The sequence below is a fragment of the Amycolatopsis azurea DSM 43854 genome (assembly GCF_001995215.1).
In the GTDB taxonomy this organism is placed as follows: Bacteria; Actinomycetota; Actinomycetes; order Mycobacteriales; family Pseudonocardiaceae; genus Amycolatopsis; species Amycolatopsis azurea.
Genome location: NZ_MUXN01000025.1, coordinates 1 through 22723, shown reverse-complemented (window position 1 = coordinate 22723; position 22723 = coordinate 1). Strand labels below are relative to the sequence as shown.

Annotated in this window: 17 protein-coding genes; 10 read left to right on the top strand and 7 right to left on the bottom strand. The window is 69.5% G+C overall.

The annotated features are described in order from the left end of the window. Window positions 1-56: 56 nt before the first annotated feature. Window positions 57-1280 (bottom strand): hypothetical protein, encoded by a 1224-nt coding sequence (locus tag B0293_RS32675; protein ID WP_005153122.1) that lies wholly within the window; start codon window positions 1278-1280, stop codon window positions 57-59. Window positions 1281-1412: 132 nt separating this feature from the next. Next, entirely contained in the window at window positions 1413-4364 is a 2952-nt protein-coding gene (locus B0293_RS32670; protein WP_005153121.1) for an AfsR/SARP family transcriptional regulator, read from the bottom strand. A 144-nt stretch (window positions 4365-4508) separates the two neighbouring features. Between B0293_RS32670 and B0293_RS32665 the strand changes: the two genes are divergently transcribed. Both B0293_RS32665 and B0293_RS32660 read left to right on the top strand, forming a co-directional pair. After that, the gene (locus B0293_RS32665; RefSeq protein WP_005153119.1) at window positions 4509-5165 is read left to right on the top strand and encodes an SH3 domain-containing protein; all 657 of its coding nucleotides are present in this window, start codon (window positions 4509-4511) and stop codon (window positions 5163-5165) included. 43 nt (window positions 5166-5208) lie between these two features. Continuing rightward, window positions 5209-6780, top strand: a complete 1572-nt coding sequence (locus tag B0293_RS32660) for an alkaline phosphatase D family protein (protein WP_005153118.1) — start codon at window positions 5209-5211, stop codon at window positions 6778-6780. Window positions 6781-6985: 205 nt separating this feature from the next. Here the strand turns inward: B0293_RS32660 and B0293_RS32655 are convergent, their stop codons facing one another. Both B0293_RS32655 and B0293_RS32650 read right to left on the bottom strand, forming a co-directional pair. Then, window positions 6986-7990: a winged helix-turn-helix domain-containing protein gene (locus B0293_RS32655; RefSeq protein ID WP_005153117.1), complete on the bottom strand. Its 1005-nt coding sequence runs from the start codon at window positions 7988-7990 to the stop codon at window positions 6986-6988. A 144-nt stretch (window positions 7991-8134) separates the two neighbouring features. Then, window positions 8135-9295, bottom strand: a complete 1161-nt coding sequence (locus tag B0293_RS32650; RefSeq protein ID WP_005153116.1) for a glycoside hydrolase family 88/105 protein — start codon at window positions 9293-9295, stop codon at window positions 8135-8137. Window positions 9296-9574: 279 nt separating this feature from the next. Between B0293_RS32650 and folP the strand changes: the two genes are divergently transcribed. Continuing rightward, a complete protein-coding gene (folP, locus tag B0293_RS32645; RefSeq protein WP_039916266.1) occupies window positions 9575-10441 on the top strand; it encodes a dihydropteroate synthase in 867 nt (288 codons plus the stop codon). 9 nt (window positions 10442-10450) lie between these two features. On the opposite strand, the gene B0293_RS32640 is transcribed toward folP, so the two are convergent. Then, entirely contained in the window at window positions 10451-10792 is a 342-nt protein-coding gene (locus B0293_RS32640; RefSeq protein WP_245191871.1) for a hypothetical protein, read from the bottom strand. 59 nt (window positions 10793-10851) lie between these two features. On the opposite strand from B0293_RS32640, the gene B0293_RS32635 reads away from it, so the two are divergent. Further along, complete coding sequence (locus B0293_RS32635; protein ID WP_052014338.1) at window positions 10852-11571, top strand: TetR/AcrR family transcriptional regulator; 720 nt, start codon at window positions 10852-10854, stop codon at window positions 11569-11571. On the opposite strand, the gene B0293_RS32630 is transcribed toward B0293_RS32635, so the two are convergent. Next, a complete protein-coding gene (locus B0293_RS32630) occupies window positions 11568-13088 on the bottom strand; it encodes a sensor histidine kinase (RefSeq protein ID WP_085939603.1) in 1521 nt (506 codons plus the stop codon). The genes B0293_RS32635 and B0293_RS32630 overlap by 4 nt on opposite strands. A gap of 258 nt (window positions 13089-13346) precedes the next feature. On the opposite strand from B0293_RS32630, the gene B0293_RS32625 reads away from it, so the two are divergent. The 4 genes from B0293_RS32625 to B0293_RS32610 all read left to right on the top strand — a co-directional run bounded on the left by B0293_RS32625 (window position 13347) and on the right by B0293_RS32610 (window position 17600). Beyond that, window positions 13347-14408: an ABC transporter substrate-binding protein gene (locus tag B0293_RS32625; RefSeq protein WP_005153104.1), complete on the top strand. Its 1062-nt coding sequence runs from the start codon at window positions 13347-13349 to the stop codon at window positions 14406-14408. 16 nt (window positions 14409-14424) lie between these two features. Further along, on the top strand, window positions 14425-15207 hold the full coding sequence (locus B0293_RS32620) for an ABC transporter ATP-binding protein (RefSeq protein ID WP_005153101.1): 783 nt from the start codon (window positions 14425-14427) through the stop codon (window positions 15205-15207). Next, a complete protein-coding gene (locus B0293_RS32615) occupies window positions 15194-16087 on the top strand; it encodes an ABC transporter permease (RefSeq protein WP_039916226.1) in 894 nt (297 codons plus the stop codon). Before B0293_RS32620 ends, B0293_RS32615 begins: the two co-directional genes overlap by 14 nt. A gap of 580 nt (window positions 16088-16667) precedes the next feature. Further along, window positions 16668-17600, top strand: a complete 933-nt coding sequence (locus B0293_RS32610; RefSeq protein ID WP_005153098.1) for an acyl-ACP desaturase — start codon at window positions 16668-16670, stop codon at window positions 17598-17600. A gap of 22 nt (window positions 17601-17622) precedes the next feature. On the opposite strand, the gene B0293_RS32605 is transcribed toward B0293_RS32610, so the two are convergent. Continuing rightward, a complete protein-coding gene (locus B0293_RS32605) occupies window positions 17623-19275 on the bottom strand; it encodes a DEAD/DEAH box helicase (RefSeq protein ID WP_005153095.1) in 1653 nt (550 codons plus the stop codon). Window positions 19276-19574: 299 nt separating this feature from the next. Between B0293_RS32605 and B0293_RS32600 the strand changes: the two genes are divergently transcribed. Beyond that, window positions 19575-20912, top strand: a complete 1338-nt coding sequence (locus B0293_RS32600) for a serine hydrolase domain-containing protein (RefSeq protein ID WP_005153093.1) — start codon at window positions 19575-19577, stop codon at window positions 20910-20912. Between the two features lie 25 nt (window positions 20913-20937). Continuing rightward, window positions 20938-22668, top strand: a complete 1731-nt coding sequence (locus B0293_RS32595; protein WP_005153088.1) for an acyl-CoA dehydrogenase — start codon at window positions 20938-20940, stop codon at window positions 22666-22668. Window positions 22669-22723: the final 55 nt, after the last annotated feature.

The following is a 22723-nucleotide window of genomic DNA, read 5'->3' as shown; positions in this document are numbered from 1 at the left end:
GGGCGAAGGCCCGGCGTTATGGGGTACGCCGGGCCTTCGCGATCAGGGGGTGGTGACTAGCACTTGGGCGCCACCGGCAGATCCGATCCGGTCTGCAGGTAGGTGTCGGAGATGTAGTGTCCCGGGCCGATCCGGTCCCAGATGTTGCTGGTGCCGAACTTGCCGGTGACGGTGTCACCCTCGACGTAGCATTCGATGTTGACCTTCGCGTAGTTCGCCGCGAGGCCCTTGATCGCCGCGCTGGTGCTCGCCGACGCCCGGACGTTCATCGGGTCGCCCGCGGTGCTGACCACGCCGGTCGGGCCGGAGCCGGTCCACAGGTAGGAGACGTTGACCCAGCCGTTGTCGGTCATCTTCAGGCCGTCCCAGAAGGTGCCGTCCGCGAGGTCGATGCCCGCCGGGTTCGCGGGCTTGCGGCCGAACTCGTCCTTGCCGCCGTTGTAGCCGTCCTGGTACGCGGCCTGCGCCTCGGGCTTGCCCTGCGGCAGGTTCTTCCACATCTGACGGGTGGCCGACGGGTTCCAGTAGTCGTCCTTGGTGTTCCACGGGCCGACGTCCCACACCGGCGCGTACTCGCAGCGGCTGTTGTCGGTGCGGCAGATCCGCACGGTGTAGTTGCCGGTGTTCTTCGGCGCGAGACCGCGGCCCGAGGGCAGGGCGACGAAGTGGTCGCGGGACTTGATCACGTGCCCGTTGGCGGTGGTGCCGCCGACGAGACCCTCACGGGTGCCGAAGACCTTGTAGGTCAGCGGGGCGGCGGCCGCGCCGATCGCGTTCGCCTGCGGGCCGAGCTCACCCTGGAGGGTGACGTCGCTGACCTTCGCGGTCACGCCGTCGGTCAGGGTGCGGAGTCCGATGCGGACCTGGACGGTGGAGACCGAAGTGGACAGCTGGGCGGCGCCGGCCTCGGCGGGCGTCCACTCCGTCCAGTCGTTGGAGTTGAGCTTGCCTCGGACGTCGACCTCGACCTCGGTGCCCTTCGGCGCGTCGGCGGTCACCTGGGCGGTGACGCGGTTGACCGGCTTCCCGAGCTTCTGCTCGGCCAGCAGCAGGTAACCCTGGCTGCCGATGGAGTCGGGTTTTCTGTGCCAGGCGGAGTTTTCCAGGCTGAGCACGCCGCCGTCGCTGCGGACGTTGACGTCGTCGCCGTCCACAGTGGACAGATCGGCGCGCCAGCTTCCTTCGGGCGCCGCGTTCGCGGGGCTGGCGGCCAGCGCGGTGACCGCCCCCATGGCCAGCACGGCCGCCATCACACGGCGGGCCTTCACGGTCCGGACCATTCCGGTCTCCCTTCGAGCACTCTCGGTTGCTACGAAGGAGCTTCGCCGGGACCTGTACACGATCGATACAAACGCAAGTCGGCACCTGGTTGCGGTGGGTGAACCGCAATCAGGTGCCGACTTGCGAAAAGGTCAGGCGCTCGCGGAGTCGTCGTAGGACGCCTCGGCGGACTCCTGCAGGCGCGAGGCGAGCGCGGATTCCTGTGGCCGCGCGGAAAGCTCCCGCCACAACGCCAACGCGCGTTCCGAGTACGTCCGCGATCGCTCGGGCTGGCTCAGCGCTTCGTGCAGTTCCCCGAGCAACTGCGACACTTCCGCCTCGGAGCGGCGGTCCCCGTTGCGCCGATGCACGCTCAGCGAATTGACCAGCAGCAGCTGCGCGTGGGCGAGGTCGCCGCTGTGCAGATACAGCTCGCCCAGGTTCTGGTTCGCGTAGCCGACGCAGTGGTCGTCGCCGAGTTCGTTGAAGATCGCGATGGCGCGGTCGACCCGTTCCCGCGCGCCCGCGAGATTGCCCTGATGCTGGCGCAGCATCGCGAGCCGCTTCAACGCGTGCGCCTCACGATGCCGGTCACCGATGCGCGCGGACTGTTCGAGCGCCTCGGTGAACCAGCGTTCCGCTTCGGGGAACCGGCGCCGCGCCAGCCACACCGCGCCGATCGCGATCCGCGAAACGGCCTCGCCGTGCGGATCCCCGGCCGCCGAGAACTGGTCGAGCGCCTCGTGACAGTGCTCCAGCGCGACGGTGTCCTCGCCCTTGATCCGCAGCACGGTCCCGAGCCCGGCGAGCGCGATCGCCGCTCCCCGCGCCTCGCCGACCTTGTCGAACAGCAGCTGCGACTGCTCGAACGCGATCAGGGCCTCGGCGTAACTGTCCTGGTACAGCTGGACCTGGCCGAGGTTGCGCTGGATGATCGCCTCCCCGCGGAGCTCGCCGGACCGGCGGGCGGCGGCCAGCGCGACCGCGTGCGTGTGCAGCCAATCGTCCTGGTGGCCGCGCTGGTCGAAGTACGGCGCCAGCGCGGCGGCGAGGCGCCAGGCCAGCCCGTCGAAGCCGAGGTCGGCGGCCAGCGAGATGGCGGCGACGCAGGTGTGCCGCTCGGCGGCGAACCACGCGGCCGGATCCTCGATCAGCTGCCCGGCCCCCGGCGGGAGCGCGGGCTGGACGACCGTGTCGTCGCGGTAGAGCCCGAAGAAGTGGATCGGCAGCCGGTCCGCGGCCTCGAGCGCGAGCGCCAGATAGCCCTCCAGCACCCGCTTCGTCGCGTCGTGCGCCTTCGCCGGGATGTCGTGCGTACGCAGTTCGGCGGCGTAACACCGCAGCAGGTCGTGCAGGCGATAACGAGGCTCGCCGGTACCGTCCGAGCCGCAGAGCTCGACCAGATGGGCGTCGACCAGCACGTCGAGGACGTCGTCCGCGTGCGCGCGGCCGAGCAGCGCCGCGACCACCCAGGCGGGGAACTGGACCGAACCGAGCCCGCCGAGGCCGCGGAACGCGCTCGCCGCCGACATCGGCAGGAGGTCGTAGCTGAGCGTGACACTGGCCCGGACGGCCAGATCACCGACGCGGAGTTCGTCGAGTCTTCGTCTTTCGTCCCGCAGTCGGTCGGCCAGCACGCGCAGCGTCCAGCCCGGCCGATGGGTCAGTTTCGCCCCGGCGACCCGGATCGCCAGCGGCAGATACCCGCAGTGACGCAGGATCGCGGTCGCGGACTCCGGCTCCAGGGCGACCCGTTCGGTGCCGACGATGCCTTCGAGCAGCTTCGCGGCTTCGGCCTCGGTCAGGAGGTCGACGTCGACCGGGGTGGCCCCGGCCAGATCCGGCATCCGCACCCGGCTGGTGATCAGCACCGCGCAGGCGCCCGCGCCGGGCAGGAGCGGCCGGACCTGCGCCGCGCTGCCGGCGTCGTCGAGGACGACGCACATCCGCAAGGTCGCCAGCCGGGACCGCAGCAGCGCCGCGCGTTCGGGAAGATCACGCGGCAGTCCCGCGTCGGGCACCCCCAACGCGCGGAGCAACTCGGCGAGCACGGTCATCGGAGGCCGGGGTGAGGACGACGTCCCGGCGAGATCGACGTGCAGCTGACCGTCCGGGAAGTCCTCCCGGACCGCGTGCGCGACCCGGATCGCGACCGACGACTTGCCGATCCCCGGGGCTCCCGAAAGCACCGCTATCGCGGGTTTCCCCTGCTCACGACGATTGCGGAAGAGGTCGACGAGTTCGCCGACCACCTCGTCGCGGCCGGTGAAGTCCGGCAGGTCCAGCGGCAGCTGGCAGACCGGCGCGGACGGCCGGGCGAGGGTCATGGCGACGGCTTCCGCGGTCGTCGAGGGAGCCAGGACCAGGGAGGCCCGAAGCTCCCGCAGCCGCGGCCCGGGTTCGGTGCCGAGTTCTTCGGCCAGCACCTTCTCCGCCGTTTCGTAGGCCTCGATCGCGTCGGCCGTGCGGCCGTCGGCCCGTAACGCGACGATCAGCTGCTGCCAGAGTTCCTCGCGCAGTGGATGTTCGGTGACCAGGCCGCGCAGTTCGGCGACGGCTTCGGCGGTGCGACCGAGTTCGATCCTCGCCCGCAGCCGCTGTTCCTGGACCGCGAGCCGCAATTCCGTCAGCCGGGCCACCGTCGCGCCCCAGCCGTGGTCGTGGGGGAGCCCTTCGAGGACTTCCCCGCGCCACAGCGCTTCGGCTTGGTCCAGCAGGTCGAGGGCGGATTCGGCTTCCCCGTGGCCGAGCGCGTCCTGGGCGCGCGCGGCCAATTCGCCGAACCTGATGTGGTCGATCTCCCCAGGGGTGGTCTTGAGGATGTAGCCGGATGCCCGGCTGCCGATGCGTTCCCCCAGCTCGGGATCGTGATCGGCGAGACGTTTGCGGAGTGAATGGACGTAGGTGCGGATGTTCGCCGCCGCGGAACGGGGAGCCGAGGAGGGCCACAGGACCTCGATCAGCAGTTCCGTGGAGACGACGACGTTGGGTTGAAGCAGGAGAGCGGCGAGCAGAAGACGGGGTTTGGGACCGCCGAGCGGCACCACCTGCCCGTCCACCGCCACTTCGAGCGGACCGAGAACGCGAAACCCGAGAATAGTCACCTAAACCGCCAATACGGCAGGAGCCCCATATCTGCCGATAATATTGCCGTCCCGCCATGGTTGGCTAGATCCATTCGCATGCATGTGCAGACAGCCGGTCGGCGTTTGTACGTGATGTGTACGACGCCGGTCGACGCTGAAGTCATGAAGCGTTCAAGTGTCCGGCGGCTCGCCGGTTTCTTTCTCGTGCTGGCGACGGCGGGTGCCCTGGGCCTCGCCGGAGCCACTCCCGCACTGGCCGCGGCCACCGGGACCGTGAAGACGGCGGGTGATCCGCTGAACGTGCGCCGCGCCCCGAGCACTTCCTCGTCCGCGGTGCGCACGGTGGCCAACGGCGCCTCGGTGACCATCGACTGCCAGACGATCGGGACCGAGGTCACCGGTCCTTTGGGCAAGACGACGTTGTGGGATTACGTCCCCGCGCTCGGCGGCTACATCTCGGACGGTTACGTCTACACCGGTTCCGATCAGCGGATCGCCCCCGACTGCGGGGTCGGTTCCGGCAGCGCCGAATGCTCCACCGGCGTCTGCGCCGGCGAGGGGCAGTTCCGTTCATCGGACGCTCATTTCCTGGTCTACGACAAGGACGCCGACGGCAAGTCCGCCGTGGTCGCCTACTGGCTGAAGGGTGGCGCCGGCCCGTTCTACGTCTGGGCTTCCGGCGGCAACGGAACCCACGTCGACAAGGCCGTCCCGGTCGCGAAGGGGTCGTGGGTCTATTACAAGGTCTGCGTCGCCAACGCCGCCGCGAATCCGACGCTCGAAGCGTGCAGTGGCGGCATCACCGATTACGCCGCGTGAAATCCCTCCCCGTTCTTTCCCCACTTCGAAAGGTTGAATTTTCATGGGCCAGGTGAATCGGCGGGCGGTACTCCTCGGTGGAGCCGCGGCGGTTTCGGCGGCGGCGTTATCGTCGACGGTGCCTTCGTGGGCGAACGCGAGAACCTTGGCGGCGGCACCCGCCATCCGCGACCCGTTCCAGCTCGGGGTCGCCTCGGGTGACCCGCTGCCGGACAGTGTCGTGCTGTGGACGCGGCTCGCGCCCGCCCCGCTGAATCCCGACGGTTTCGGCGGTATGCCGGACGCTTCGTACACAGTGGACTGGGAAATCGCGAACGACCAGGCGTTCTCCTCGATCGCGCAGAAGGGCGCCGCGACCGCGGCCCGCGCCTCCGGGCACAGCGTGCACATCGAACCGGTCGGACTCGAACCGGGACGTGAATACTTTTACCGTTTCAAGACCAGTGGCTACATTTCGCCGGTCGGCCGGACCAGGACCGCCCCCGCCGCCGGCGCGGCGGTCAATCAGCTGAAGTACTGCTTCTCCTCCTGCCAGCACTGGGAGGAGGGCTGGTACCACTCGTACAAGGGCATGGTCGCCGACAACCCGGAACTGGTGCTGTTCCTCGGCGACTACATGTACGAGAAGAAGTCCGGCCGCGCCGCCGCCGAACGGAATCCGCGCAAACTGGCCTTCACCGACGACGTGACGACGCTGGCCCAGTACCGCGCCCGGCACGCCCAGCACAAGACCGACGCCGACCTCCAGAACGCGCACGCGATGGCGCCGTGGATCGTGGTCTTCGACGACCACGAGGTGATGAACAACTGGAACGGCACCACCAGCCCGGCCACCGCGGACCGCAAGGCCAACGGATTCCAGGCGTTCTACGAGAACATGCCGATCCGGTCCACCGCGAAGCCCAGCGGCGCGACGATCCGCCTGTACCGGCAGTTCGGCTGGGGCAACCTCGCCCGGTTCCACATGCTCGACACCCGCCAGTACCGCAACGCGCAGGTGCCCGACCCCTCCGGTTCGGCGGGCCCGTCGTGCACCGACATGCGGTCGACGTCGCGCAGCATCCTGGGCACCGCGCAGGAAGCGTGGCTGCTGAAGGCGTTGGAAACGCAGCCCGCGAAGTGGGACTTCCTCGGCCAGCAGGTCTTCTTCGCCACCCGTGACGGCGACGGCAACAAGGCGACCTGTGAGAGTCCCGATTCCTGGCAGGGTTACGAGGCCTCCCGCGACCGGATCGCGAAGGGCATCGTGGACCGCAAGGTGCCGAACCCGATCGTGCTGACCGGCGACGTCCACCGGCACTGGGCGGCCGATCTGCGCCGCGACTACTTCAACCACAGCGACCCGGTGTTCGGCTCGGAGCTGGTGACGACGTCGGTCACGAGCAACAGCGACACCGCGACCGACCCGTCGTCGGCGTGGCTGTCGAACAACCCGCATATCAAGTACTGCCGGGGAAAACGCGGTTACGTGCGGGTGACGGCGTCGCAAACACAGCTGCGGGCGGATTTCATGACGGTCTCGGACACCACCGAGTACGACTTCTCGAAGGTGACCCTGGCCGCGGACCGCAGCTACGTCGTGGAAGCCGGGAAGCCGGGGCTCCAGAAGGTCTAGGGGTCGCGGGGGTCGTGAGTGATGAGTGTCGTTAGAACGACCCAAAACACTCACGACACGTCCAGACCACGCGGACGAGGTGTGTGGCCGGCGCGCTCGCTCGCGCATCCACGCCGGGCGTCGCGAAAGCCACTTTCGGGACACCAGACGTCGCGAAAGTGGCTTTCGCGACGTTGCGCAGCCACTCACGACACCGCCGCGCCGGTCATGAGAGCAGGTCCACCAAAGCGTCACCGCGGGGTGTCCGGACCACCAGGACGACCTGACCCTCGCGGTGCCGCTGGATCAGCCCCGCCGAGACGAGCTGCTCGCAGTGGTACGTCGCGGTGCTCGCGGCACACGACAGGAGATTCGCGATCTCCCCCATCCGGGCGGGTTTCCCGAGGTGCCGCAACAGTTTCGCGCGGTGGGCGCCGACCACGAGGTCGAGCCCGTCGACACCGGAGGTCGTTTCGTGCCTGCCGTTCTCGATCAGGCCGTCGAGCCCCGGCAGGGGATAGCCGATCCAGATGGCGTCCTCTTCGTCGAAGTTCGACACCGCCGACCGGCAGCCCGCGAGCATCGGGACGAGGATCAGCTTGCGGCCGCGGGTGGTGTACCGCGCCGGTTCGGCGTCGGGCAGCAGCAGGGAACCGTTGCTGAACCGGAAATGGGGCCGGAGCAGGCCGAGTACCGCGTCGGTGCCGCCGCGGACGGAGGCGACCCCGATCCGTTCGATCTCGCGGTCGAGCAGTGGCCGGGCCTTGGTCCACAGGTTCTCGGTCGCCAGCCGGGTCGCGGTGAACGCGTCCGCGAGCGAGGCGACCCACCGTCTCGGATGGTCGGCGGCCTGCCGCCACTGCGCGGGCAACCGGTCCCCGAAGACCTCTTCCAGGCCCTTCAGGACGTCGGCTTCCGTCAGCTCGCGCAGCATCTCCGCCTGCGCCGCGGCGGAGGAGTCCTCGCCGGGGCTGATCGGGACGATGAAATCCGGCTGCACCGAAGTGCCCCGCCTGGCGAGCGCGCTCGCCGCACGGTATCCCTGCTCGGGGATCGCCGAGCCGACCTGGCGGCGCCAGGCGGCGGGAAGGCCGCGGTCGTACCCGCCGACCACCTCGACGAGCATCGAAACCAAGGAGATGTGCGGGGAAACCGTCACACCTACCGGGATCGTGCTGGTGTCACCGAGTTCGAGCCGGGTATAAGAAGCCTGGGTTGGCGTCTCGCGCATCCGGTCGTCCCTCCTGGGAGTGAGCGTCGCAGCGTGCGATGTTAGCGCCTCCCGTCAATACCCGGCACTGCCCCCGAAAACGACCGAAGGACACTTTCCCCAGGTCGAGCGCGGGGAAGGTGTCCTTCGGCCGGTGCGGCGACCTCAGAAGGCGAGTTGCTCATTCATGATGAGGAACGCGCCGAGACCGTGGAAATCGTTGGTGTTGCGTTTACGCCCGTAGTAATACGCGGTGTCGCCGACATTGGTGCCCTCGGAGATGTTCGCGATGTCGGTCAATCCGTCGGAACCGGTCGAAATCTGGGACAAGACCCCGCGATAGCCCTTCGCGGCCACAGGCCCGTACTCCGCCCCGAGGTGGCCCCGTTCCACCCCTCTGGAGAGCAGGAACGTGTACATCGCCGAGGCCGAGGTCTCCAGCCAGTTGTCCTTGTCGCCGCCCCGATCGACGATCTGGAACCAGCGGCCCGAAGCCCGGTCCTGCCAGCGGGTGTAGCCCGCCGCGAGGAACCGGACGATGTCGGCGAGACGTCCTCGCCGCGGATGCCCGGCGGGCAGGATCTCGAGGAGGTCGATCGCCGTCATCCCGAGCCAGCCGATCGCACGGGCCCAGTGGTACTTCGAATGCCGCCCGGCGCCCGAAGCCCACGGTTCCGAGCCGTCCTCGTCGTAAGCGTGGTAGAGCAGGCCCTTGGCGGGCTCCTTGAGGCGATCGAAGTACACGGTGACGTTCTTCGCGGCTTCTTCGTAGCAGTAGCCGGTGTCGCCGAAGGTCTTGCCGTACAGCGCGAGGAACGGCTGCGCCATGTACACGCCGTCCGCCCACAGCTGTCCGGTCTTGCTCGTGGCGTGGAACATCCCGCCGTCGGACGTCCGGGGATAGGACGGGAACCGGCGGCGCAGCTGCTCCGCGGCGGTCTTGTACTTCGCCTGCCCGGTTTCGGTGTACAGCAAGGGGAACATCTGCCCGGAGCGCATCGCGTCCAGGTTGGTGAAACCGTTCGAGATCCCGCTTTCGGTGACGAACCGGTCGTACCAGGCGAGGATGTAGTCGAGGTAGGCCTTCTCGCCGGTGCGCCGGTACACCAGGTACTGGCCGTAGAGGTAGAGGCCGCGCGTGTAGCCCCAGCCGCCGAGGGTGGCCGGGGTGTAGCGCTTCATCGTCGAGTCGACGACGGCCCGCGACAGGTCCGCCGGCGCCGCGCTCGCGACGCCGGGCAGGGCGAGCGCGCCGAGGGCGCCCGCGGTTCCCGCCAGTACCGTGCGCCGCGAAAGGCGTGCCGCGCGAAGAGGATCCGATGACATTCGAGGCCCTTCCTGCGCCGGGACACCGGGGGAGTGGTGGCCGGGATGCCGATCCGCCGTCCGTCGACATCCCGACCAGCTGTGGGGGCGGCCGCGGCCGCCGGGCTGAATTTCCTTGCGGGACAACGTCTACTCGTCCTCTCGACGACGAGTCAAGAGAGATCCGATCTCTTGCGTCATATATCAGATATGCCACTCGAATGGCCGCTCCCGGTGTCCGGGACGGTCCCGATGGGCGGCATTCCCCCGCGAAAACGCCCGCTCGCCTACGATCGGTCCGTGAACGAGCTGACCTTCCGTGGGCGCCGTGTCGCCCGGGACCGCGCCCTGGTCATGGCGATCGTCAACCGAACCCCCGATTCCTTCTACGACAAGGGCGCGACCTTCTCCGATCCGGACGCGCTCGCGGCGGTCGACAGGGCCGTGGCGGAAGGTGCCGACATCGTCGACATCGGTGGCGTCAAGGCGGGCCCCGGCGCGGACGTCGACGTCGAGGAAGAGATCCGACGGGTGGTCCCGTTCGTCGAACGGATCCGCGAACTGCACCCCGACCTGGTGATCAGCGTCGACACCTGGCGTCACGAGGTGGGCAGGCGTTCGGCCGAGGCCGGCGCGGACCTGATCAACGACACCTGGGCGGGGGCCGATCCGAAGCTGGCCGAGGTCGCGGCGGAGTTCGGCACCGGCTACGTCTGCTCGCACACCGGGAACGCCGTTCCGCGCACCCGTCCGTTCCGGGTGCGCTACCCGGACATCGTCGGGGACGTCGTCGCGGAGACGTCGGCGCACGCCGAGGCGGTCGTCGCGCTCGGCGTCCCGCGCGAGGGGGTGCTGATCGACCCGACCCACGACTTCGGCAAGAACACCTGGCACAGCCTGGCGCTGCTGCGGCACGCGCGAGAGCTGGCCGACACCGGCTGGCCGGTGCTGATGGCGCTGTCCAACAAGGACTTCGTCGGCGAGACGCTCGGCGTGGAACTCGCGGAGCGGGTCGACGGGACCCTCGCGGCGACGGCCTGGGCGGTGGCCGAGGGGGCGAAGGTGTTCCGGGTCCACGAGGTGAAGCGCACCCGGCAGGTGCTGGAGATGATCGCGTCGATCCAGGGGGTGCGGCCGCCCGCGCGCGCGATCCGCGGGCTGGCCTGAGAGGCACCCCTAGGAGTTCTTCGGCTCCAGGTGCAGTGCGGTGATGCCGCACTCGAAGGTCTTGGACGACACCAGCCGCAGCTGCTGGTGCGCGTCCAGCGCGGGGAACACCGGCAGGTCGCCGCCCGCGACGGTGGCGTTCTCCCACGGTGACTCGGTGAGGCTGTTCGAGATCACCAACTTGGGCGTGTTGTTCATCATGTCGATCGTCTCCTGCGTCTCCCCCTCCGGGTTCGACCGCCAGACGGGGATGAAGCCCTCGGCCAGGTTCCGGCCGAGCGCGATGAGGTCGACCGGCTCCCAGAGCGGGCCGACGTAGGCGTTGACGTCGTCGGTCCACGGCATGGTCATCCAGTCCATCTCGCCTTCGGGGCCATGACAAGCCCCGAATGTCCGAAGCGGAGTGCACGATGGCGACCTCGACGGGAGCCGGCCCGGAACCCGGCGCCGGCAGCACCGACCTGCTCTGGGGGCTGTCCCAGCGCGAGCCGAAACGCGCTCGCCCGGTGCTCACGATCGAACGGATCGCCGACGCCGCGACCGCGATCGCCGACGTCGACGGCATCGCGGGCGTCTCCATGCAACTCGTCGCGAGCAAGCTCGACGTCACGAAGATGGCGCTGTACCGGCACGTGAAGAACAAGGCCGAACTGCCCGCGGTGATGACCGAACTGGCCATCGGCCCCGCGCCGGACCTGATGGCCGTCCCCGGCGACTGGCGCTCCCGGCTCGAAGCGTGGACGCTCGGGATGCGCGAGACCTGGCAGCGGCATCCGTGGCTGCCCGACGCCACGGTCGGGGTGCGCCCGACCGGACCGCGGGAGATCGGCTGGACCGAGTCCGCGGTCGCCGCGCTCACGGGCACCGGGCTGACCGGCGCCGAGCGGATGGACGCGGTCTTCCTGATCAGCGGGCATCTGCGCAACACCCAGTCGACGAACAACGCCGGGACCCAGCCCTGGGAAGGCGACCGCGGCCTGCGCGGGCACGTCACGGCGAATCCGGACATGTTCCCGGCGCTGCTCGAAGCGGCGAAATCGGTCGACGGCGCGCCGGCCGACAGCGGTTTCGAGTTCGGTCTGCAGCGGATCCTCGACGGCCTGGCCGCGCTGATCGACAGCAGGCGCTAGTCGTCCAGGGGGATGACAGCGGAAACCGTGGTGCCCGAGCCGGGTTCGCTCGCGACGGTCAGTTCGCCGCCGAGCGCGCGGACCCGGTCGCGCAGGCCGTGCAGCCCGGAGCCGCCGTCGATGTCGGCGGTGCCGGTGCCGTCGTCGTGGACGTCCACCCGCAGGCCGTCCTCCTCGACGCCGATGCGCACGCGGACCTCCTCCGCCCGAGCGTGCTTCAGGGAGTTCGTCACCGCCTCCGACACGACGAAGTAGGCCGTCGCCTCGACGGCGCCGCTGAGCCGGGGCACGTCCGCGGCCGTGAGGTCGACGGCGAGCGGGACCCGGTCCAGCAACGACCGGACCGCCGGGATCAGCCCGGCCTCGGTGAGGATCGCGGGCCGGAGCCCGCGCGCGAGTTCGCGCAATTCGGTGACGGTGGCCTGAAGTTCGTCGATGGTGCTGGTCAGCAGGGCGGCGACGGGCGGCGTGAGTTCGCTCCCGAGCCGTCGTTCGGCCATCCGTAGCAGCAATACGACGCTGACCAGCCGTTGCTGCGCGCCGTCGTGCAGATCCCGTTCGACGCGTCGCCGCTCGTCGTCGGCGGCGGCCACGATGCGGGCACGGGAGGCCTGGACCTCGACGAGGCGTTCCTCCAGTTCCGCGGCGAGCCGCTGGTTGTCCAGCACCAGCCCGGCGGCGGCGTCGAGCGCGTCGATCGACCGGCTGTCCTTCCACACCTCGTCGTCCTGCACCAGCGCGGCCAGCCCGGACCCGTCGCGTTCCAGCAGGAGCCGGATCATCTCCGCGTTGCCGACCCGCGCCCGCAGCACTCCGACCAGGAACGCCAGCGGCCACAGGCAGAACGAGATCCGGTAGACGTCCAGCAGCGGATCGGACACCGGATTCGCGGAGCCGAGCGCGCTGCCGACCGTGGTGCTCACCGCGCCGATCACGGCGATCGCGAGGACGGGGGAGAGCAGCCGCCGCTGCGGAAGCCGTCCGGCGAGCCAGCGGTACAGCAGCACCACCACGACCCCGCCGCCGATGAGCGCGCCGACCAGCTCCAGCAGCCGTTTGACCAGCTGTTCGGCTTCCGCGGACGCGGCGACCGCGGCGAGGTTCCCCGGATCGTCGTTGACCAGCAGGCCGAGAACGGCCGCCCCGAAGACCACGGCGTACGCGGAGAAGGCGAGCACGCGCTCCCAGCGGGAGCGGAGTTTCCCGTGCGGGAAGGCGAGGACGAGGTGCGCGATCACCGGGCTGGACGCGGCCGTCAGCGCCAGCCCGACGGTGTGCGCGGCGGGGTCCTTGGCGAACTGGAGGTCCTCGGCGAACAGCGCGAGCCCGGCCAGCGCGATGAGCAGGCCGATGGGGTTCGAGGCGCGGCGCACGTGCGCGACGGCGCCGGCGAGGAGGAAGAGGAACCCGGTCGTGGTGGACAGGGTGGTGTCGAGCGCGGTGTGCGTGCCGTCGGCGATTTTGAGCGTCGTCGCGACGACGCCCAGCCCGATCCCGGCGGTCAGCACGCCCGCCATGGCGACTGTCCGAGGGTGCTTCACCACTAAGCGTCATTCGCCCGTTCGGCGCGGACCGTTACACCGGGAGGACGCCCGATCGGGGAGGGTGATCATGGGACGCCTGTCCTGGCATGTGGAACAAGTGTCTCGCCTGGTGTCAAGGTTTCGCCGGATTAATCCCGTCATGCGGATGGCGATGCAGGTGTGCGGCCGAACATGCGACTCTCGCGGCCACCACCCGAGGCCGAGCTGTATCCCCCGAAAGGCGACATCTCCGTGAGTACCCATCACAGAACCCGGATCCTGGCCGCGGCTCTCGCCGCCCTGACCCTGGGCGGAGGAATCGCCGGGTGCTCACGCGCGGAGAACGCCGCCGCTCCGGCGGAGCAGAAGAGCCAGGGTGCCGCGGGCGAGGTGCGCGTCGGGTACTTCCCGAACGTGACGCACGCGCCCGCGCTGATCGGGGTCAAGAACGGCTACTTCGCCAAGGAACTCGGCTCGACGAAGCTCACCACCCAGACGTTCAACGCCGGACCCGAAGAGGTCAACGCGCTGCTCGGCAACTCGCTCGACATCGCCTTCATCGGCTCCGGCCCGGCGATCAACGCCTTCACCAAGTCCAAGGGCGCCATCCAGCTCGTCTCCGGCGCGGTTTCCGGCGGCGCGCAGCTCGTGGTGAAGCCCGAGATCGCCACCCCGGAGCAGCTCACCGGCAAGAACATCGCGACGCCGTCGCTGGCGAACACCCAGGACGTCGCGCTCAAGAAGTTCATCGCCGAGAAGAAGCTGCCCGACGTCAAGATCACCAACCTCGACAACCCGAAGACGTTCGACGCCTTCAAGAAGGGCGAACTCGACGGCGGCTGGCTGCCGGAGCCGTGGTCCTCGCGGCTCGTGCTGGACGCGGGCGCGAAGGTCCTGCTGGACGAAAAGACCTTGTGGCCGGAAGGCAAGTTCCCGACCACGGTCGTCATCGTCCGCAGCGAGTTCCTGCAGCAGCACCCGGAGACCGTCACCGCCATCCTGAAGGGCGAACTCGCCGCCATCGACTGGGCGAAGACCAACCCCGCCGAGGCCAAGAAGGTGGTCAACGGAGAACTCAAGGCGCTCGCGGGCAGCACACTGAGCGAGGCCGTCCTCGACCGCGCCTTCTCCGGCATCGACCTCGGCATCGACCCGGTGGCGTCCACCTTCACCCAGCTCGCGCAGGACTCGGTGACCGCGGGCGTGGTGAAGTCCGCGGTGGACCTCAAGGGGTTCGCCGATTTCGGCCCGCTCAACGCCGTGCTCAAGGAGCAGGGCAAGCCCGGCGTGAACGCGCCCGGGCTGACGAAGTGACCGGAGGGGAACAGCGATGACGACCACCTTGGAGCCTGGCTTGTCCACCGGTGTCGCCGTGCGGCTCGACGGGGTCCGGAAGGCGTTCGGGCCGACCGGCCGCGCCGTCGTGGCCCTCGACGGGATGGACCTGACGGTCGCCCCCGGCGAGTTCGTCTGCCTGCTCGGCGCGTCCGGCTGCGGCAAGAGCACGGTGCTGAACCTGGTCGCCGGCCTCGACCAGCCGACCTCCGGCTCGATCACACTCGAGACCTCCCGGCCCGCAGTGATGTTCCAGGAGGCCGCGCTGATGCCGTGGCTGACCGCGGCCCGCAACGTGGAACTGCCGCTGCGCCTCGCCGGGTTCAGCCGGACCGAACGCCGTGAGAAGGCGACCGAGCTGCTCGAACTCGTCCGCCTCGGCGGCGCGGGCGACAAGCGGCCGCACGAGCTGTCCGGCGGGATGCGGCAGCGCGTCGCGCTCGCCAGGGCGCTGGCCGCGACCCTGCGCGTCGGCGGCGACCCGGAGCAGTCGCTGCTGCTGATGGACGAGCCGTTCGCCGCGCTCGACGCCATCACCCGCGACGTCCTGCAGGGTGAGCTGCTGCGCGTCTACCGCAGCACCGGCACCTCGGTGCTGTTCGTGACCCACGACGTCCGCGAGGCCGTCCGGCTCGGTCAGCGGGTCGTGCTGCTCTCGTCGCGGCCGGGCCGGGTCGTGCGGGAATGGCGCGACGTCCAGGCCGCCGACGCCGAAGAGCTGACGCTGGAGATCACCGGGCATCTCCGGGAGGTGATCAGTACCCATGCCGCGGCTTGACCGCCCCGACACTTCAGCGGAAGACGCGGACGAGGCAGTCGGAGCGGGTCTCGACTCGCTCGACACCCCCACCGGGGAACGGCGGGAAAGCCGGGGGAAGCGATTCTTGCGCGGCTTCGTGCCGCCGGTCGTCTTCCTGGCCCTGCTGGTCGCGTTGTGGCAGGCCCTGTGGGCGGCCGCGTTCTGGCCGGAGTCGATGCTGCCCTCACCGCTCGCGGTGTGGGACGAACTCCTCGGCATCACGACCACCGGCGAAATCTTCGAGTTCGTGTGGACGTCGGTGCACCGGGCCGCGCTGGGCTTCCTGATCGGCGTGGTCATCGGGACGCCGCTCGGGCTGCTGGTGGCGAAGGTCCGGCTCGTCCGCTCGGCGGTCGGGCCGTTCCTGACCGGGCTGCAAAGCCTGCCGTCGGTGGCGTGGGTGCCGGCGGCGATCCTGTGGTTCGGGCTGAACGACGCGTCGATCTACTTCGTCGTCCTGCTCGGTTCCGTGCCTTCGATCGCGAACGGTCTCGTCGCGGGCATCGACCAGATCCCGCCGATCCTGCCGCGGGTCGGCCAGGTGATGGGCGCGAACCGGCTTTCGGCGGCGCGGCACATCCTGCTGCCGGCCGCGCTGCCCGGCTTCCTGGCCGGGCTCAAACAGGGCTGGGCGTTCTCGTGGCGTTCGCTGATGGCCGCCGAGCTGATCGCGCTGTCCCCGGCGCTGGGCAAGGGGCTCGGCGCTTATCTGAACGAAGGTTCGTCGTTCAACAGCATGGAAGCCGTGATCTCGGCGATCTTCCTGATCCTGCTGGTGGGCGTGGGTATCGAGCTGCTGGTGTTCCGGCCGCTGGAGCGTTCCGTCCTGCGTGCGCGGGGGCTGACGGCCTCGCTTTAGGCGTCGTGAGTGGAGGATCCGGGACCGCGGCCCCCGCTCGACCGGCCACTCACCGCCACTGTTCCTCGGGCTGAAGGGAGCTTTCCCCGCATGCGATGCGGTGAAAGCTCCCTTGATGTATCTGCGGTCATCGAGGGGTAGGGCAAGGTGACGGCTTGCTGTGGCCGACGAGGCGCGAAGCGTCGCTCAGAGTGAGGGTGTGTGGATTTCTGGTCATCTAACGCACCAAAATCCACACAGTCGACGCCGAAGAGCCTGGCGTCGCGCAGAGCCACTGACCCGGCCGCCCTGTCGCGTTGATCAAGCTCCGAAGCTGGGCGACACCGAGCGACGATGCGGGAGTGACGATGAAGGAATCGGGACGTTCAACGTCCCAATTCCTTCATCGTCGAGCCCGGCAACCGCCGAACCGTCACCCTCGCGCAGGTTAGGCGTGGGCAGGGAAACATCGGTCCGCTCCAGCGCGACTCACCACTCACGACCGACCCGAGCGTTCATCTCCCGGAGGTGGCCTACCTACGGCACCGTAAGTTACGGTGTCGTAAGGAGGCGTTTCCGTTATCCCGGAAGGACGAAACGCATGGCGACGGTCCCCGAAAGCACCCGGCTGATGCTCGAGCTCGAAGGGACGGTCGAGGAGAACCTCAACCGGCATCTCGGGGTCGCCAAGGAATGGATGCCGCACGAGTACGTCCCCTGGGACGAGGGCCGGAACTTCGCCGACCTCGGCGGGGAGGCGTGGGATCCCGAGCAGTCGCGGGTGTCGCCGATCGCGCGGACCTCGCTGGAGGTCAACCTCCTCACCGAGGACAACCTGCCGAGCTACCACCGCGAGATCGAGCGCGCGTTCGGCCGTGACGGCGCGTGGGGCACCTGGGTGCACCGCTGGACGGCCGAAGAAGGCCGCCACGGCATCTGCATCCGCGACTACCTGCTGGTGACGCGCGCGGTGGACCCGGTCGAGCTGGAGCGGGCCCGCATGCAGACCATGGAGGCCGGGTACGACAGCGGCGACAAGGCGCTGCTGAACGTCTTCGCGTACGTGTCGTTCCAGGAACTGGCGACGCGGATCTCGCACCGCAACACCGGGAAGTACACGCAGGATCCGTTGTGCGAGAAGCTGCTCGCGCGGGTCGCGATGGACGAGAACCTGCACATGCTCTTCTACCGGAACCTGGTGCAGGCGTCGCTGGAGCTTTCCCCCGACGCCATGATGCGGGCCATCACCGACGAGGTCGTCCAGTTCCAGATGCCGGGCGCGGTGATCCCGAGCTTTGTGCGGAAGGCAGCGCTGATCGCGAAGGCGGGCATCTACGACCTGCGGATCCACCACGACGAGGTGATCTGGCCGTTGCTGCGGCAGTGGAAGATCTTCGAGCTGGAAGGGCTCGGCGAGGTGGGGGAGAAGGCGCGCGACGAACTCGACCAGTTCCTGAAGGCGCTCGACACCCAGGCGTCGCGTTTCGAAGAGCGGCGCGCGGCCGCCGAAGCCCGCTCCGCCGCCCGAAAGTGATCGGGCGGCAGAGCGGAGACGACTAGCGAGAGCGGCGGGAGCCGGCGCGCGTTCCGGAAGAGAACGCGGCCGCACCGCCACGGCGGGCCGGGGCCCCACCGGACTGGCTACGTGAGGACTGCTGCGACTTGGCGGCACCGGAACCCCGGCGCGGCTGCGACTCGGCGGCGCTGTGGCGCCCCTGACGACCCTGGCCGCCCTTGGCCGCGCCTTCGCGACGTCCGGTGGCCTCGGCCCCGCGACGGCCCTGACCGGCGGAAGCACCGCCGCGACGGTCACCCTCGGTGCGAGGCTGACGCGAACGGCCGTCCGAGGACCCGCGACGGCCACCGGAAGCGCCACGGCCACCGGCGGAAGGACCGCGTCCGCGACCGGCGCGGCTGCCGCGTCCCCGACCGGCGGGACGGTCTTCGTCGGTGTCCGCACCCTTGGCCGGGATGGCCTCACCGGAGGCGGTGACCCGCTTCGGCCGGGTGTCCACGATCGGCCGCCGCGGCGACGCGGTGAACGAACGCTCGCCGGGCGCCAGCTCCGACAGCAGCGGGTGGCCGGGGCCGAGCTGCGTCGTGGTCGGCTTGATGCCCGCCTTGCGGGTGAGGTCGCGGACGTCGCCGACCTGCGCGTCGGTCATCAGCGTGACGACTGTGCCGGACGCCCCGGCCCGCGCCGTCCGGCCCGAGCGGTGCAGGTACGCCTTGTGCTCGACCGGCGGGTCGGCGTGGATGACCAGCGTGACGTCGTCGACGTGGATACCGCGGGCGGCGATGTCGGTCGCGACCAACGTCTTCGCCGCGCCGGAGGCGAACGCCTCCAGGTTGCGGGTGCGCGCGGTCTGGCCGAGGTTGCCGTGCAGTTCGACCGCCGGCACGCCGGAGGCCATGAGCTTGCGGGTCAGCTGCTTGGCGCGGTGCTTCGTGCGGGTGAACACCAGCGTGCGGCCCGGCGCGGCGGTGAGGTCGATCAGCACCGGCAGCCGGTGGGTCTCCTCCAGGTGCAGCACGTGGTGCGTCATGGTCGAGACCGGCGACTGCGCCGAGTCGACACTGTGCGTCACCGGGTCGTGCATGAAGCGCTTGACCAGCACGTCGACGCCCGCGTCGAGGGTCGCGGAGAACAGCAGCCGCTGCCCGCGCTCCGGCGTCTCGGCCATGATGCGCCGGACGTCGGGCAGGAAGCCGAGGTCGGCCATGTGGTCGGCCTCGTCCAGCACGGTGATCTCGACGTTGTCGAGCTTCGCCTCACCCGAGCGCATGTGGTCGGCGAGGCGGCCGGGGCAGGCGACGACGATGTCGACGCCGTCACGCAGCCGGGTGATCTGGGGGTTGGGGCTGACGCCGCCGAAGATCGTGGTGACCTTGAGGCCGAGCGGTTTGGCCAGCGGCAGGAAGGACGCCTCGATCTGGGTGGCCAGTTCGCGGGTCGGCGCCAGGACCAGCGCGCGCGGACGGCCCGGACGGCGCCGGGTCGGGCCGGCGGCGAGCCGGGCGAGGACGGGCAGCACGAAGCCGTAGGTCTTGCCGGAGCCGGTGCGGCCGCGGCCGAGGACGTCCCGGCCCGCCAGCGAATGCGGCAGCGTGGCGGCCTGGATCGGGAACGGGCTGGTGACGCCCTGTTCGGCGAGCGCGTCGACGAGCGTCTTGGGCAGGCCGAGTTCGGTGAAAGTAGGTGTGCTCATAAGCGTATGGGCGCGGGTGCGCCCTGGTATCTCCGTAAGGATAGAAACGGTTGTCCTGCCCGGCGCAGACCTCGGGGGGCCGCGGCGCGTGGTCTTCGACAACGAAACGCGGCCCGAGGCAGAACTGAGCGGACCGCAGGACCAGTGTACCCGGCCCGTGATCGCCCGGGCTACGTGATTTCCCCCGCACGCGGATCGCACCCGCCGACGAAGCGGGCGGCCGATGTTCGTCGGTTCCCACGATTCGCCCGCCGTGCCACGGTGAAACCCTGGCCGGACCAGGACGAAAGGGGTCACGAGTGTCGAACGTCGAGGAACTGCAAGGCCTGCTGGACGAGGGTGCCCGGAAGGCGGAGGTCCCCGGTGCGGTGGTGGGCGTCCGGCACGACGGCAAGGAGTCGGTGTTCGCCACCGGAGTGTCCAGTGTGGACACCGGACTGCCGGTCGATCCCGGGACGTTGTTCATGATCGGCTCCACCAGCAAGACCTTCGCCGGGGCGGCGTTGCTCGCCTTGGTCGAGGACGGTTCGCTGGAGCTGGACAAGCCCGTGGCCGAGTATCTGCCGGAACTTCGGCTGTCCGATCCGGTCGCGCAGAAGACGGTCACCACGCGGCATCTGCTCACTCACTCGGCGGGCTTCCTCGGCGACGTCGACCTCGACTCCGGCTGGGGTGACGACGCGCTCGCCCTCGCCGTCGAGCGGTTCGCCGAACTGCCGCAGATCTTCCCGGTCGGGGAGGTGTTCTCCTACTGCAACGCCGGTTTCCAGCTGGCAGGCCGGGTCGCGGAAGCAGTGTCGGGGAAGACGTTCGAGGACCTGGTCCGCACGCGGCTCCTGGAGCCGCTCGGCATGACCCGGTCGTATTACCTGCCGTGGGAGGTGCTCACCCGGCGTCACGCCGTCGGGCACATCGTCACCGACGGCGAGGCGGCGGTCGCGCACACCGTGGGCCTGACCCGGGCGGACAGCGCGAGCGGCGGCCTGTGGTCCACGGCGGGCGATCAGCTCAAATGGGCCCGGTTCTTCCTGACCGGCGAGAGCGAAGGTGAGGCGCCGCTGTCCGCCGCGACCAGGGACTTCATGCGGAAGCCGCAGCGCAAGGCGGCGTTGCGCTTCGAAGAGGTCGGGCTGAGCTGGCTGCACACGACCCACGGCGCCGCCCGGCTGGTCCGGCACGGCGGCAACGTGAGCAACCTCCAGCTGTCGGAGTTCGTCACACTGCCGGAGCACGACTTCGCCGTCACGGTGCTGACCAACAGCGCGGGCGGCGCGGCGCTGGGCAGGCAGGTCGTCGACTGGTGTCTGGAGAACCTCGTCGGGCTGCCCGAGGTCGCCAGTGCCCCGCCGCTGCCGTCCCCGGCCTTGGCCGAGTACACCGGCCGCTACGAGACGGGGCAGCTCGCGTACGAGTTCACCGACCGCGACGGCGTGCTCTGGGCCCAGATGGTGGCCGACGTCGAGGGCTTCCCGTCGCCGCCGCCGTTCGAAGCCGTTTTCGTGTCCGAGGACGCCATCGCCCCGGCCGCCGACACCCGCCGTCCCGCCGCCCGTTTCCTGCGGAACGACCACGGGGAGGTGACGCTGGTCGAGTTCGGTGGCCGGACGGCGAAGCGGCGCGCTACGGTTACCGGGTAGTAACTTCGGCTGACCAGGAGTGACCATGAGCGAAAAGGCGACCGCGTTGTTGCTGAACCCGGGTGGCTACGACCCACGGCAGTTCGACCCGGAGACGCGTCGCCTGCTGCGTGCCACCATCGAGTGGTTCGAACAGCGTGGCAAGCGCAAGCTCGTCGAGGACTACCACGACCGGACCTTCTATGCGGACTTCATCGAGTTCGCGGGCAAGGAAGGCCTGTTCTCCACGTTCCTCACTCCCGGTGCGAACGCCGACGGGGACCCCGACAAGCGCTGGGACACCGCGCGCGTCGCGGCCCTGTCGGAAATCCTCGGTTTCTACGGCTTGAACTACTGGTACCCGTGGCAGGTCACCATCCTCGGCCTGGGCCCGGTGTGGCAGAGCGCGAACGAGGCCGCCCGCAAACGCGCGGCGGACTCGCTCGCGGCCGGCGGCGTCGCCGCGTTCGGACTGTCCGAAAAGGAGCACGGCGCCGACATCTACTCGTCGGACCTCGTGCTCACCCCGGACGGCGAGGGCGGCTACCGCGCGAACGGGTCGAAGTACTACATCGGCAACGGGAACTGCGCGCGGACCGTGTCGGTGTTCGGCCGCATCGACGGTGTCGAAGGGCCGGACCAGTACGTGTTCTTCTACGCGGACGCGGAACACCCGAACTACCGCGTGGTGAAGAACGTGGTGCCGTCGCAGATGTACGTCGCGGAGTTCGAGCTCGACGACTACCCGGTGTCCGAAGAGGACATCCTGCACGTCGGCGCCGACGCGTTCTCCGCGGCGCTGAACACGGTCAACATCGGCAAGTTCAACCTGTGCTTCGGCGGCATCGGGATGTCGACGCACTCGCTGTACGAGGCGATCACCCACGCGCACAACCGGGTGCTCTACGGCAAGAAGGTCACCGATTTCCCGCACGTGCGCCGGGAATTCGTCGAGGCGTACGCGCGGCTCGTCGCGATGAAGCTGTTCTCCGACCGTGCCGTGGACTACTTCCGCAGCGCGAACGCGGACGACCGCCGGTACCTGCTGTTCAACCCGATCACCAAGATGAAGGTGACCACCGAGGCGCAGAAGGTCATCGGCCTGGTCGCGGACGTGGTGGCGGCCAAGGGTTTCGAGGCCGACACCTATCTCGCGATGTCGAAGAACGACATCGACGGCCTGCCGAAGCTGGAAGGCACGGTGGCGGTGAACCTCGCGCTGATCGCGAAGTTCGTGCCCGCGTACCTGTTCGCGCCGCAGGACTACGAGCCCGTGCCGACGCGGTCCGACGCGGCCGACGACGAGTTCCTGTTCCGCCAGGGCCCCGCGCGCGGGCTGTCGAAGGTGCGGTTCCACGACTGGCGCGAGGCCTACGCCAAGGCGTCCGCGATCCCGAACGTCGCGCGGTTCACCGAACAGGCCGAGGCACTGGTGAAGCTGTTCACCGACGCGGCCCCGGACGAGGCGCAGCAGCAGGACCTAGACTTCGGTCTCGCGCTGACCGAGCTGTTCACGCTGGTCGTCTACGGGCAGCTGGTGCTGGAGCAGGCGGAGATCACCGGGATCGAGACCGAGGTCGTCGACCAGATCTTCGGGACCCTGGTGCAGGACTTCAGCGTCGCGGCGATCGACCTGCACGGGAAGTCGTCCTCGACGGAGGCGCAGCAGGCGCTCGCGCTGGCATCGATCCGGAAGCCGGTCGTGGACGCGGCCCGCTTCGACCACGTGTGGTCGCTGGTCCGGGACCTCTCCGGTGCCTACGCGATGAACCCCTGAGCTGAAGGGGACTTTCCCCGCATCTGACGTAGCGAAGGGCGGGCGGTCTCAACTG